This window comes from Pedobacter sp. GR22-6 (assembly GCF_037402555.1).
GTDB lineage: Bacteria > Bacteroidota > Bacteroidia > Sphingobacteriales > Sphingobacteriaceae > Pedobacter.
On sequence record NZ_JBBEUC010000001.1, the window covers coordinates 305011 to 318858 of the forward strand.

At 44.9% G+C, this 13848-nt stretch carries 12 protein-coding genes; 6 read left to right on the forward strand and 6 right to left on the reverse strand.

Annotated features, from left to right (window positions below; all coding sequences use genetic code 11):
* Nucleotides 1-3: 3 nt before the first annotated feature.
* Both WAE59_RS01320 and WAE59_RS01325 read right to left on the reverse strand, forming a co-directional pair.
* Nucleotides 4-381, reverse strand: a complete 378-nt coding sequence (locus WAE59_RS01320; protein ID WP_337854119.1) for a MerC domain-containing protein — start codon at nucleotides 379-381, stop codon at nucleotides 4-6.
* Between the two features lie 134 nt (nucleotides 382-515).
* Nucleotides 516-2138, reverse strand: a complete 1623-nt coding sequence (locus WAE59_RS01325) for an ABC-F family ATP-binding cassette domain-containing protein (protein ID WP_337854120.1) — start codon at nucleotides 2136-2138, stop codon at nucleotides 516-518.
* 89 nt (nucleotides 2139-2227) lie between these two features.
* On the opposite strand from WAE59_RS01325, the gene WAE59_RS01330 reads away from it, so the two are divergent.
* The 4 genes from WAE59_RS01330 to WAE59_RS01345 all read left to right on the forward strand — a co-directional run bounded on the left by WAE59_RS01330 (nucleotide 2228) and on the right by WAE59_RS01345 (nucleotide 4257).
* Nucleotides 2228-2788, forward strand: coding sequence for a hypothetical protein (locus tag WAE59_RS01330; RefSeq protein WP_337854121.1), 561 nt, complete (start codon nucleotides 2228-2230; stop codon nucleotides 2786-2788).
* Nucleotides 2785-3360, forward strand: coding sequence for a nitroreductase family protein (locus WAE59_RS01335; protein WP_337854122.1), 576 nt, complete (start codon nucleotides 2785-2787; stop codon nucleotides 3358-3360). Before WAE59_RS01330 ends, WAE59_RS01335 begins: the two co-directional genes overlap by 4 nt.
* A 3-nt stretch (nucleotides 3361-3363) precedes the next feature.
* The gene (locus WAE59_RS01340; protein ID WP_337854123.1) at nucleotides 3364-3819 is read left to right on the forward strand and encodes a 3-oxoacyl-ACP synthase; all 456 of its coding nucleotides are present in this window, start codon (nucleotides 3364-3366) and stop codon (nucleotides 3817-3819) included.
* A gap of 69 nt (nucleotides 3820-3888) precedes the next feature.
* Nucleotides 3889-4257, forward strand: coding sequence for a response regulator transcription factor (locus WAE59_RS01345; protein WP_337854124.1), 369 nt, complete (start codon nucleotides 3889-3891; stop codon nucleotides 4255-4257).
* Between the two features lie 142 nt (nucleotides 4258-4399).
* Here the strand turns inward: WAE59_RS01345 and WAE59_RS01350 are convergent, their stop codons facing one another.
* On the reverse strand, nucleotides 4400-5287 hold the full coding sequence (locus tag WAE59_RS01350) for a polysaccharide deacetylase family protein (RefSeq protein WP_337854125.1): 888 nt from the start codon (nucleotides 5285-5287) through the stop codon (nucleotides 4400-4402).
* A gap of 130 nt (nucleotides 5288-5417) precedes the next feature.
* On the opposite strand from WAE59_RS01350, the gene WAE59_RS01355 reads away from it, so the two are divergent.
* Nucleotides 5418-7922, forward strand: a complete 2505-nt coding sequence (locus tag WAE59_RS01355) for a S9 family peptidase (protein WP_337854126.1) — start codon at nucleotides 5418-5420, stop codon at nucleotides 7920-7922.
* A gap of 75 nt (nucleotides 7923-7997) precedes the next feature.
* On the opposite strand, the gene WAE59_RS01360 is transcribed toward WAE59_RS01355, so the two are convergent.
* Complete coding sequence (locus WAE59_RS01360) at nucleotides 7998-8600, reverse strand: outer membrane beta-barrel protein (protein WP_337854127.1); 603 nt, start codon at nucleotides 8598-8600, stop codon at nucleotides 7998-8000.
* A 353-nt stretch (nucleotides 8601-8953) separates the two neighbouring features.
* Between WAE59_RS01360 and WAE59_RS01365 the strand changes: the two genes are divergently transcribed.
* Nucleotides 8954-10420, forward strand: a complete 1467-nt coding sequence (locus WAE59_RS01365) for a glycoside hydrolase family 130 protein (protein WP_337854128.1) — start codon at nucleotides 8954-8956, stop codon at nucleotides 10418-10420.
* A gap of 6 nt (nucleotides 10421-10426) precedes the next feature.
* On the opposite strand, the gene WAE59_RS01370 is transcribed toward WAE59_RS01365, so the two are convergent.
* Both WAE59_RS01370 and WAE59_RS01375 read right to left on the reverse strand, forming a co-directional pair.
* The gene (locus WAE59_RS01370; protein ID WP_337854129.1) at nucleotides 10427-11437 is read right to left on the reverse strand and encodes a glycosyltransferase family 4 protein; all 1011 of its coding nucleotides are present in this window, start codon (nucleotides 11435-11437) and stop codon (nucleotides 10427-10429) included.
* A 3-nt stretch (nucleotides 11438-11440) separates the two neighbouring features.
* Entirely contained in the window at nucleotides 11441-13726 is a 2286-nt protein-coding gene (locus tag WAE59_RS01375; protein ID WP_337854130.1) for a glycosyltransferase family 4 protein, read from the reverse strand.
* Nucleotides 13727-13848: the final 122 nt, after the last annotated feature.

Sequence of the window (13848 nt, forward strand, 5' to 3'; positions counted from 1 at the left end):
GGATCAATGCACACAGCTTCGGCTGTATTTCCAATTGATCAGGTGTGCAGCGGCGATTGTGAATCCACCCAGGGGAATCAGGATGGCCTCCAGTTCGTGGAAGAGGTAATGCCCAGATCCGATCATGGCAAAACCGGCGGTAAGGACCAGGATAGGGAGCAACCTGCGGTGCTTAGGATAGGAGCTGGTGAGCGACCAGATTCCGATGATCAAGGATAAACAGATCATGGTGATTTCTACCCAGCTGTTTGCCAGGAAGCTAAGTCCCCATAGGGGAAGTGTGGTGATCAGGAAAGGTAATGCTGCGCAGTGTATGGCGCAGGCAATGGAAGCAGTCATGCCCAGTTGATCCAGTTTTGCGGCACGGATGAGTCTTTTCATGTATATAAATGTAACTGAGTTGCAAATATAAAGGCAATTCTGTTGCAATTGCATGTGCTTGTGTAAATATTTCGCCACAAAAAAAAGCTGATCATGACAATGATCAGCTTTTCTAACAAAAAAACTAAATGGGGTTATTTATACATAGATGCCCTGAGTTGTGCCACATCAGCACTGGAGATGTACTCGTCATAGGTCATCATTTTATCGATCGTACCGTTTGGCGTCAGTTCAATGATCCTTGTCGCAACAGATTCGGTAAGCGCATGATCTCGTGAAGTGAACAATAGTGTGCCCCTGAAGTCCTTCATACCATTGTTTAATGCGGTAATAGATTCCAGATCCAAGTGATTGGTTGGTTCATCAAAAAGCAATAAATTGGCGTGTCTCAACATCATTTGAGAGAACATGCAACGCATTTTTTCACCTCCTGAAAGGACTTTTACGTTTTTCAAGACCTCTTCACCTGAGAACAACATTCTTCCAAGGAAACTCCTGACAAACTGTTCATCCTGATCTGTACCTGAATATTCACGCAACCAATCTACCAGATTTTCATCTTTTCCTTCAAAATAAGGCGTGTTGTCGTTAGGGATATCTGCCGTATTGATCGTGACACCGAATTTGAATTCGCCGGTATAATTTTTTTCACGACCCGTTAGTACATTGTAAAATGCCGTGGTAGCCAAACTGTTTTGTGAAAGTACAGCGATCTTATCGCCCTTGTTGACCATAAAGCTGATGTTTTTGAACATCACTTCACCGTTGAGCGTGCAGGACAGGTTTTCTACCTGCAGGATCTGATCACCGGCTTCGCGGCCAAGATTGTTGAAAAGAATAGCGGGGTATTTTCTGCTGGAGGCCTTGATTTCAGAAATATCGATCTTATCCAGGGCTTTTTTACGTGAAGTAGCCTGTTTGGACTTAGAGGCATTGGCGCTGAAGCGCTGAATGAACTCCTGCAGCTCCTTCACTTTTTCTTCCAGTTTCTTGTTCTGATCGCTGCGTTGTTTCAGCGCCAGCTGACTGGACTCATACCAGAAGGTATAGTTACCGGAGTAGATGTTCATTTTACTGAAATCTATGTCGACAATGTGCGTACACACCGCGTCCAGAAAGTGCCTGTCGTGAGATACTACCAATACGATGTTTTGGTAATCGGCCAGGAAGTTTTCCAGCCAGGCAATGGTATCTATGTCCAAATCGTTGGTTGGCTCATCCAGGAGCAGGATGTCGGGGTTTCCGAAAAGGGCCTGTGCCAATAAGACACGTACTTTTTGGTTACCATCCAACTCTTTCAATTGTTTGTAATGGTGTTCTTCTTTGATGCCTAAGTTGCTGAGCATGGTTGCGGCATTGCTTTCCATGTTCCAGCCGTCCATTTCAGCAAACCTGTTTTCCAGTTCACCTGCACGTTCGCCGTCTTTATCTGTAAAATCCTCTTTCAGGTAAATGGCATCTTTTTCTTTCATGATGGCATACAGTTCCGAGTGTCCCATCATCACTGTTTCGATTACTGTAAAATCATCGAACTCATAGTGGTTTTGTTTCAACACCGCCATGCGCTCACCAGGGGTAAAAGCCACGCTACCTGTAGTTTGGCTCACTTCTCCTGAAAGGATTTTTAGAAAAGTTGATTTTCCCGCTCCGTTGGCGCCAATTACCCCATAGCAATTGCCCTGGGTGAATTTTAAGTTGACATCTTCGAATAAGGTGCGCTTTCCGTAGCGGAGTGATAGATTGGATACTGAAATCATATTGCTGAAAAATAAGTTGCAAAGGTAGGCATAATTTATAAAATGCTTAGCGGCTGATTCACTAGTTTTGAGGATTAGATTTTAATGCTGTGGATAAAGAAGAACTCATTGGAAGAATAGATGTGCCCGTAAAAACCGGGATGGTGGCCAATTGTGTCGCTTTAGTGGAGCATTTTGACCTCGAGCTGAATGACCTGTTTGACATCAGTTTCCATAAAAAAAAGGAAGTTGCTTTTCGGGCGGCGTGGATGCTGGAGTACATCATGACCCATAGACCTGCTGTTTTTGCAGCTCATGTGCCCAAGTTGCTTGAACTGCTTCCGGCCCAGAAAAACCCTTCTGCCATGCGCCATTACACGAAGATCATCGCTATGCTTACTGATCGTAGAGCAGTGCCGCTCTTCCAGCAGTTTTCCAAGGAATGGGATTTTGAGGCAACTATAGCAGTACTTTTTACCTGGCTGGTAGAGCCGGAGGTGCTCGTGGCCACCAAAGTACACTGCATGCAAGCCCTGGCCAATCTGGCTCCCCGATATGATTGGATCAAAGATGACCTTCTGGCTACAATGGACTACTTGGCAGACATCGAAAGTATCGCTTTCTTTGCAAGGTCCAAACAGGTTAGAAAACAATTAAAGAAAATCACATGAGTACAGAAATCGCGATATTAACCCGCATCATTAAACGTCGCCGCAGTATATTTCCAGTCAGTTATACACAGGAACCCATTCCTGTGGAGGTGATTGAACAAATTCTGGAAAGTGCAAACTATGCACCTACGCACAAATTGACGCAACCCTGGCGCTTCATGGTCTTCCGGGGAGAAGGTAAATTGAAACTGGCAGCCGAGCTTGCCAGATTGTATCAGGAAACGGTACCTGCTCATCAGTTTTTGCAAAAAAAACACGATAGCATTATAGAGAAAGCCCAACAGTCGAGCTGTATCATTGCGCTCAACCTGGAGCTTCACAGTGATAAAGTACCTGAATGGGAAGAACTGGCAGCACTGGCCTGTGCGGTGCAAAATATGGCCCTTACAGCTGAGGCCTTAAAAGTGGGCGCTTACTGGAGTTCACCGGGAATGATTGCAGATTTGAATACTTATCTTAACTTAGGGGAACATGAAAAATGTTTTGGCCTGTTTTATATGGGGTACCATAATGAAGAACCGAGAGATGCGGTTCGAAGCCCGATAGCAGATAAGATCAAATGGATAGATTAGTTTATGCAGAAAATTAAAGAAACACTATACCAGCTTTGCCTGGAATTCATTGAACAACGGATCCAGACTGCGGAAACCGCGCTGGAACAGGCACGTGAGGCCAGTAATGATGATACCAAGAGCAGTGCCGGTGATAAATACGAAACCAGCCGCGAAATGATGCAGCAGGACATTGACCGCAACAAGCGCCTGTTGATGGATGCTCAGGAGAACATGAGGATTTTGAAGGCGGTGGAGATCAATACAGAAAAATCTGACCGTGTAAAACATGGCAGCCTGGTCGCTACGGATCAAGGTTGGTTTTACATCAGTGTAAGTGCCGGCCACCTGGTGGCTGAAGGCAAGGATGTATTTGCCATTTCACCCGCCTCACCGATCGGCAAGCTGTTACTGGATCGGAAAAAAGGGGATGCCTTCAGTTTCAACGGTAAGGAGTATCAGATTGAGGGTCTGGAATGAGCATTTTTATAGAAAAATAAAACCAGAACAGGTGATGGCTTGTTGGCTAAGAAACGAGTTTCAGAAATCATGCCCAGACCCAGACATATTTTTATTTTAGAAGATGATCCAGATATTGGATTTGTCCTCAACTTATTCCTCAGTTCCGAAGGTTTCCAGGTGGAAGTATTTCCCACCGTCAGTGCCATTGAAGCAAAGTGGCACAATTGCCTGCCTGATCTGTTTTTAATGGATGTGAGGCTGCCAGACGGGGATGGGTTTGAAGTATGCAAAGGAATCAAACAAGACTGCATGGCTAAGAATATTCCAGTGGTGATGATGTCGGCTCATCTTCGTGAGGATGAAGCAGATCCGGTGGCGGACGATTTTATTGCCAAACCTTTTGACCTTCATGATATGGTTACGCGCCTGAATACTTTTTTAGCAGTTGCGGGTTAAGCCCTGAGCTTCCTGAATTTTCTTTACCGCAAAAAAAAGAAGCAATCTCTTCAGGAGGAGATTGCTTCTTTTTTGGGGTTAATCCCGGTTCAGGCTTTCGCATTTAAAACTGTCAATGCTTAGCGCTGTACGTCAACAGTGGTTAAAAGCTTCTGATAATGCTGGTATGGAGTGTTTTTGGACTCCAGTAACCGCTGGCAATGATCCTGCGGATGGTGAACAAAGGATCTTTTTCGTCGCGTTTGTCGGCCAGTGAAAATGCCATTCTGAAACCGCGTTTCTTTAATTGAGGGATGCCCTGTGCATTCCATAATCCAAATGGGTAAGCAAATTCAGTCATTTTCTTGCCGGTGATCTCTTCCAGTTTCTTTGTCGGTTTATCCAGTTGTTCTTCCCAGTCCTTGCCTTCATATTTCTTGAAGTTCTTGTGGTCGTAGGTATGGCTGCCGATGACATTGCCCGCATCTGAAAGAGATTTGATCTGCTCTTTGGTCATGTAGTCGACAAATTTTCCTTTTCTGCCGATGGAAACCGTCATGATGAAATAGACCGCCTTGAAACCATATTTCTTCAAGGTAGGGGCAGCGATCGTATACTGGTCCATATCTGTATCGTCAAAAGTAAACATGATCGGTTTGCTGGGCAATGCTGCTCCTGTATTCAGGTAGGCATACAATTGATCCGGAAGGATCGAATGGTAACCACTATCTGCAAGCATCTTGATCTGTGCCTTGAAGTTTTCGATCTCTACAATGTAGTCCTTACCCACTTTTCCGTCTTTAGCAGTCCAGTTGCGCACCTGATGGTAACACAGGATAGGAACCTGTTTTCTGGCAAGAATTGTCTTAGGGTCGGCAACTTTGATGTTGCTGACATCAATTTTTTCTGCCGGGGCAGTCGATGCGGTGTTGCTTTCCTGGCTTACAGTGTCTGTTGCTGCTGCCTGATCGCTATTGGTCTGGGATTTGGACTGACAACCCGCAGTAAAAATTACTGCTGCCGTCAGTAAGGGAAGGAAATGTCGTTTCATGGTTATGTATTTCATGCAAAACTAAAAAGAACATTGATATTTTGTGGCATTAACTATCCTATTTTTTACAAATAAAAAGCAGCTTGCGGCCGTATTAATCAATAATTTAGTCGCTTTAATGGAAACCTGAATGAATAAACTCTACATTCCCTGCGTATTGATGATTTTTGCGGTATCAAACGCAATTTCTCAAACTAAAACTTACACGATCACCGAAAGTGTGGCTGCTTCGCCAAAAGCCAATTACCAGGCGGCATCCCGCTTTTCCCCGGCCAAGCTGAGGAAGATGGTCTACTCCACGGCGGTAGATCCGCACTGGCTGAAACTCAGTAACCGCTTCTGGTACGAGTACGAAACGCCAAACGGCAAGGAATGGTACCTGGTGGACCCGGCTTCGAAAAGCAAGAACAAAATATTTGACAATGCAAAACTGGCTGCGGAGATCACAAACATCATCCGGGATCCTTTTGATGCCCAGCATTTGCCATTGGAAAACCTAAAGTTCGCCGCTGATGAAAAGAACATCACCTTTGAAGTAAGGAGTACAGTTGATGAATTAAAAAAAGACAGAAAAGACAAGAAAGCTGCAGATTCGATGCAGAAGAAGGTGTTTTTGTTCAATTATGTAATCGCTACGCAAAAGCTGACGGAAGTACCCAACTACAGTAAACCTAAGGCCAAGCCCTCATGGGGTTCTGTAGCGCCGGATTCTTCGGCCATCATCTTTTCCAGGAACTATAACCTCTACTGGATGGACAAGGAGAACTATAAGAAAGCAGTGAAGAATGAAGAAGACAGCACTATTGTGGAACATCAGCTGACCAAAGACGGGGAGAAGTTCTATGCTTATGGAGCCAATGGTGATGGGGAAAACAATGAGGAATTTGAAAAGAACAGCAAAAAAAGGAGAGGGGCATGGGTAATGTGGTCTCCGGATGCTAAATATTTTGTGCTGAACAGAACGGATTCACGTAAGGTGAAAGACCTTTGGGTAATCAATAATGTGGCGCCTGGTCGTCCGACACTGGAAACTTACAAATACCAGATGCCCGGCGAAAAGGAATCGCCGCTTACTGAAATCTTATTATTCAATTTTGCAGCGAAGAGCTATAAAAAACTCAATACGAATGCGTTTAAAGACCAGACGGTTTCCGTTTGGGGAGCACCCATGCTGAACAAGGACCGCGACAATGAGTTCAGACCTTCGATCTGGTTGGGTAACAACAGCAAGATCTATTTTCAGCGGACCAGCCGTGACCTGAAACGTGTGGATGTCTGTACGATAGACATCAATACAGGTGCAGTAGCCTCGCTGATCGATGAGCGCTTCAATACCTATGTGGAGATCAACCGTCCCGGTCTGGTCAACGACGGCAAGGAAATCATCCACTGGTCAGAGCGCGACGGCTGGGCACATTTCTATTTGTTTGATGGCAATGGTAAACTCAAAAACCAGATCACTAGAGGCGCTTTCCACTGTGAAAGCATCGTGAACATTGACGAGAAAAACCGTGTGCTTTATTTTACTGCGAACGGCAGGGAGCTGAAAGAAGATCCTTATTATCTGCACTTGTACCGCATCAATTTTGATGGATCGGGACTGAAGTTACTGAATCCTGGCGATTTTGACCATTCGGTGAGTATGGACGATCAGAATAAATACTTTGTCAACAATTTTTCGAGGGTAAACACTGCGCCTAAATCTACGCTGATGGACAATACTGGTAAAGTGCTGATGAACCTGGAGACTACTGACCTTTCTTTGCTGATGGCCACGGGTTATAAATTTCCAGAGCCTTTCAAAGTAAAAGCTGATGACGGGATTACAGATATCTACGGTGTGATGTACAAGCCTTTCGATTTCGATCCGAATAAGAAATATCCGATCATTGAATATGTATACCCTGGTCCGCAGACAGAAGCCGTCAATAAAGCCTTCAGCAAGAGCATGGACCGTACGGACCGTCTGGCGCAATTTGGTTATATCGTGATCACAGTAGGTAACCGCGGAGGCAATCCGGCACGTTCAAAATGGTACCATACCTATGGTTACGGTAACCTGAGGGATTATGGACTGGCCGATAAAAAAGCTGCGGTGGAGCAATTGGCAGACCGTTATGCTTTCATTGATGCGAGTAGGGTGGGTATTACCGGTCACTCCGGCGGTGGCTTTATGTCGACAGCAGCGATGCTGGTTTATCCAGACTTCTTTAAAGCTGCAGTATCTAATGCAGGAAACCACGACAATAGCATTTACAACCGCTGGTGGAGCGAAAAGCATCACGGGGTGAAGGAAGTGGTAACCGCCAAAGGCGATACGACCTTTACGTACAGCATCGATAAAAATCCGGATCTGGCCAAAAACCTGAAAGGTAACCTGATGCTGATGACGGGCGACGTGGACAATAACGTGCATCCTGCCAATACGATCCGGGTGGCGAATGCGCTGATGAAAGCAGGGAAACGCTTTGAGTTTGTGATTGTACCAGGGCAGCGCCACGCTTTCGGTGATCTGACAGAATATGCATTCTGGAAACTGGCCGACCATTTCAATAAATACCTGATCGGAGATTTCTCCAGTCCCCAGAGTGTCAATATTGTGGAGATGGACAAAGAAATAGAGCAAAAGAGATAGCATCAATTTTTTCTCAAAAAAAAGGAGCCCGGACAAATTGTCCGGGCTCCTTTTTTTTAAGTAGATGTAAGGTTCTTAGAAATGGAACTGAACACCCAGGTTGATATCTGCTGTATTTGCATCCAAACCAAATGAATTGGTTTTTACTTTGTTGCCAGTCAGTTCGTTTTTCACCTGATAGTTGTTGTAACCCAAACCGTTTACTGAAACTTCGATACCTACTCTTTTGGTAGGGAAGAAGGCAAAACCAGGAGATACATATGCACCAATACTAGTTGTAGAAGCAGTTTTATCGCCGGTGTTTCCATCAGCATCTACCGCTTTGTTGTTACCGAATGCCATTGGCACAGACAGTTGTCCGAAGAATTTGAACTGATCTGAAAGGCCTACATAGTAGCGGCCGAAAGGAGCTACTTCAAAAGCCTGGTTCAGATTTCCCTTGCTCACTGCTTTATCATAGGAGTAACCTACGCCGGTACCGATGGCGATGTTGTCACTTACAAAATAACCTACACTAGGGATTGCGCGGAAATTGAAATCAGATTTGTTTGCTCCGTCAACTTTTGAAGTGCTGAAACCAACATTACCACCTAACATCACTTTACCTTTTTCAGTTTGTGCCTGAGTACTAAACGCGAATGCAGCAACTGCAACTAATGATAATAATAACTTTTTCATTTTATTGTTTTTTAATTTATATCGGGCCAGTCTCTTGTTTTAATTCCTGACCATTTACGTCATATAGTCAATGTCTGTGCCAAATGAAAAGTTAACCAGCGCTAGCCATTCGCAGTTATTTCATAAAAGCTTAATGGATAGTGAAATAAAAAAAATCAGAAAATCCCTTATTATTTTGGGATGACAAAATCTTTTATTTTGTCATTTTAATCACATCTGAATTTACAGTCATTCTGACTATTTTTGTTTATTTGTCAGTTCGTTTTGTGTCAGAATTGTCAGGTATGACGACATTACCGTCAAAAAATATTATATTCAAAAAACGTTATGACCTACTCATACGTTATAAGCTTATGAGACTATCAATAGAACGAAAACCAGTTAAAGTATATCCCGACCCCAAGCGGGTAATTGCCAGATTTTTTTTCAATGGAGATCAGCGCGCAGTTGAAGTGGTCAAGCATGTCATGAACCTCTCCGAAAAGGAGGTTTTTGGTCTGGTCTCGCCTTTATTGCAGGAATATTCCAAAAGGCACCGGAACATCACTAAGATCCTGAACAGGCATTGTAAGAAAATAAAGCAATATATCGAACAGGCGGGCTTCGATTTTGAAGAAATCGAGAAATACCGCAGGCTGCTCCTGGGCTCGTATTTTACACATGAGTACTCCATCGAATCGGCAGCCTTCTTCAATCCTTCTATTGTAGAAGATCCCGACCAGTCCGACCTGGTAGAGGGGGAAAGACGCCTGATCATCAGTTTTCGTGCGGTAGGGGAAGGACATATTTCCTCTGTGGTGTTCAGACGTGCACTTATAGACCGGCACAATGAGATTACCGTAATTCCTGCAGGGAATTACATTGACGAGGCCGAGGTGATCAAGAATGCGGTATACAATAAAAAGCTTTTTCTTAAAAAGGCAGCAGATTCCAAGATAGACATTGAGGTACTGGATGAGGTGGGGATCAAGCTGGAAGACAAATTTGATTACGCGACTTTGAGAAAGATCATCCTGGATGGGAAGAACCTGCAGGAAGACGACCTCAGGAAGCTGGAATATGATAAGATCCTTTGGCTTTCCGACACCTATCATGAGATCAGCTTTTCCAGGGATACCGATATTTCTGACCGGGTAATCTTTCCCATTTCAGAATTTGAGCGCAAAGGTATTGAGGATGCACGTTTTGTGAAGTTTGTAAAAGAAGATGGTTCTATTATCTATTACGCCACCTATACGGCATTTGATGGGGCGATGATTATGCCGAAGCTTTTGCAGACCACAGATTTTTACGATTTTAAAATTAGTCCGTTGCATGGTGTAGGTGCACAAAATAAGAACCTGGCCTTGTTTCCACGTAAAATAGGCGGTAAATATGTGATGATGTCACGTATCGACGGTTTCAATAACTATTTAATGTATTCTGATAAGTTGACGGTATGGGACAATCCCGTAAAATTGCAGGAACCTAAATTTCCCTGGGAATTTATCCAGATCGGCAACTGCGGCTCGCCTATTGAGACTGAAGCTGGCTGGCTGATGATCACCCATGGCGTGGGGCCGATGCGCCGTTATTGCCTGGGGGCCAGTTTATTTGACCTGGAAGATCCATCTATAGAAATCGGCCGGCTGAGTGAACCCCTGGTTATCCCTAATACAGATGAAAGGGAAGGATATGTACCCAATGTATTGTACTCCTGCGGGGCAATCATCCACAATGGCTTGCTGGTAATCCCTTATGGCTTATCTGACTACTGCTCTTCTTTCGCTACAGTAAATCTGGAGCTGTTATTGAATAAACTGAAGAATTCGGAAGCGTAAGGGCAATTAGTTGCCACTAAGTATTTTTTGGTAGAGGGCGATATAGTCTTCTGCCATTTTTTTTGCCGAAAAATTAGCAATTGCGTGTTCCCTGCATCTTTTCCTTTTGATGGCCGGAAGCATTCTTACTGCTTCTACAGCTTCCTGTACATTACTGACGAGGAAGCCGGTTTTTTCATCAACAATCAGTTCTGGCATCGAACCTCTGTTGAAAGCCACTACAGGAGTGCCACAGGCCATGGCTTCGGCTACGCTGAGCCCGAAAGGTTCGTCGAAATTGATGGGATGCAGCAGGGCTGCTGCATTGCCCAATAGTTCTTTTCGCTCCTCTGGTCCTGCTGCACCAAGAAACTCTACTGATTTTCCTAAAAAAGGTTCTATCCGGTCTATGTAATAGCGTTCATCCTGTATGATTCCTGCAATCAGCAATTTCTTACCCGTTTTCATGGCAATTTCTATGGCCTCTGCGGTGCCTTTGTCGGGGTGAATGCGTCCGAAAAACAAAAGGTAGTCGCCCGGATTGGCTACGAAATCAAAATCTTCCATGCGGATCCCATTGTATACTGTAGCCAGGTATTTCAATGGAGGATGCCTATCGGAATTGCTGATGGATGCAAAATGTGTACCGGCATTGTATTTCTGATAGACAGGGATGATTTTTTCCGAGGAAAAGCCGTGGATCGTGGTGATCATGGGTGTGTCAATCAGGCCGGAATAACTGAGTGGCAGGAAGTCAAAGTGATTGTGTATCACGTCAAAACTTCCTGCCTTTTCCATCAGGTTGCTGATGTGCAGGCATTCTGCCACCTTGGCATCTACATTCCTGTCCTCTTCATAGCCGATGGGAATCACCGCATCCAGTTTGCCGGCTGTGCGCGAATCTCCAGTTGCAAATAAGCTCACCTGAATTCCCGCCTTCAACAGTTCTTCGGTCAGGTTGGATGCCATTTGTTCCCATGGACCATAATGACGCGGGGGCGTTCTCCAGGCGACTGGCGCCAATACTGCGATCTTCATAGGCTAAAAGGCCTGTTTTTGTGCCGCAGTAAGGTCGCTGCTTTGGATGAACTGGTATTCTGATTCCAGGGCTTTTAGTACGATCAGGTGGGAGATCCAGTAAGCCAGGGTACTTTCCGCGCCCTGGTTTCTATTGATGCCAAACTCCTGTAATCCATCTCCACAACCTTTGGTCTCGTAATCAAAGAGCGGAAGTCTCAGGCTGTTCTCACCCAGGAACCATTGGTAGCTGAGGTACATCTGTTTGATGTAGATCAGGTCGCCGGTAATTTCGTAAGCTTTGAAATACATGAGCACCATGGCCATGGTTTCTATGGCCTGCTGATCATAGATGGCCATTTCGCCGCCATTGTCGCGGTATAGCCATCCATCATTGCCCACAGGATTTAAATAGCCCTTGATCAAGGTTTTCTGGGTGAGGTATTCCATGCTTTCTAAAGCAATGTCCATAGATTCCTGATCCTGGCAGACTTCGTAGTGACAAAGCAATGCGAGCGGTAAAATGGCATTGTCGTAAGTCATTTTTTCTTCAAACCAGTTCCAGTGCCCCTGTTTATTGGCCTTATAGGCTGCTTTCAAGGGGACTGCCAGTAAACAGAGCTGTTCGCGGATGTGCTCATCGTAGGGATGTGCCGCCATGAAATGGGAGAGGCCGATCATGGTATTGGCGATGCCGCGCAAGTGTTTCAATTGACCAAAATGGGGCACCGATTTCAGGAAAAGGTCCTTGGCAAACTCCCGGTATGAATTGTTGGGAGCATTGTTGATGAGGTAGCCCAGGGACCAAATGGTCCTTCCAAAGGAATCTTCAGAACCTACTTCATCCAGGTATTCGCGTTTGAAGCTGAGAAAATTCCTGAAATTTCCGTCGTCAAGCTGCATGTACTGGATGTAGCTGAGGTAGATGGGCAATAGTTCCAGTGCCGCTTTGCTTTTGTTCTGTTGGTATGCCAATATGGTCAGGATCAATGCCCTGGCATTGTCATCCAGGCAATAGCCTTCTTTTAAGTTGGGGATACCATATTTGGCATGCTGCACAATCCCGGTATCATCTGTCAGTCGCTGGATGTGTGCCAGGCTGAATGCGGGCATCATATCGGGATCAATGATCGGTTTATTGCCGATCTCCCTTTCCGAAAGGAATTTAGCTACGGCTTCATCCAATACATCTATAAACACCTCTCCGGTACTCGGCCAGCGCAGGTGCAACCCATATTCGAAAGCGTTGGACTTCATGCTGGCAAGTTGTGTATGGTCGGCAAACAGTTCGTTTACGATCTCCGCCAATTTGCCGCTGTCTTTAAAATCAAAAAGTCGCCCGCGATTGTCTGCCAGTAGTTCCTGCGCGTGCCAGTAGGGTGTGGAGACGACAGCTGCGCCAGCCCCTACCGCATAGGAAAGCGTTCCACTGGTGATCTGTGCTTCATTCAGGTAAGGGGTGATGTACATGTCGCATGCCGTGAGGTAATCATGCAGTTCTTCTTCGGAAACAAATTTATTGATGAAAGTCAGGTGATCTTCTACATTCAGTTTTTTTGCAAGGCGCTTCAGGCTGTCGCGGTATTCTTCGCCGGAATTCCGGATGACACCAGGGTGTGTGGTTCCCAGGATGACGTACATTACATCCGGATTTTTGGCCACGATTTCAGGCAGGGCTTCAATCACCGTTTCCAGGCCTTTGTTCCTGCTGATCAGTCCAAAAGTAAAGAGCACTTTTTTGCCTTTAAAAGCCAGGGACTGCTTTACAGGGTTTTCGCTCTTAGGTTCCAGATCTGGTACACCGTGCTCTATCAACTGGATCTTTTCAAAGGGGATCCCATAAATGCTGGTTAGAAAACCCACTGCACGATGGCTCATGACCACAATTCGGGAAGAGTATCTTGCGATTTCCCGGAGTACAGTTAATTGCATGTAATTCGGGTCTTTCAGAATGGTGTGGAAGATCGTGATGAGGGGCTTTTGCAACCTGGCAATGAAAGGAAGGATATATACCCCGCTTTCGCCACCATAGATACCGTATTCATGTTCCAGTATACAGGCATCTGCCAGACTGGTATTGATGTAATCCGCTGCGCGGATGTAGTCTTTTTGATTTTCCTGCCTCACGATGTATTTCACTTCCTTAGGATATTCATATTCGTCGAGGTTATCGGAATCATTCATTGCTACCACGAAACTTTCTTCGGAAATAGTGTCTTTATTATAACCAATTGCTTTAAGTAGGTTCTGATTAAATGTAGCAATACCACATTCACGGGGTGGATACGAGGAAATATAAGCGATTTTCATTTGGTATATAATTATTTTAATGGGATAACAATCTCTTAACAATAATGTTCTGATGGTTGGTGTTTTATTGATGAAAGCGAAGAGATTCTTAAACAGAATGGGGTTTCCACGCAATATGTGGT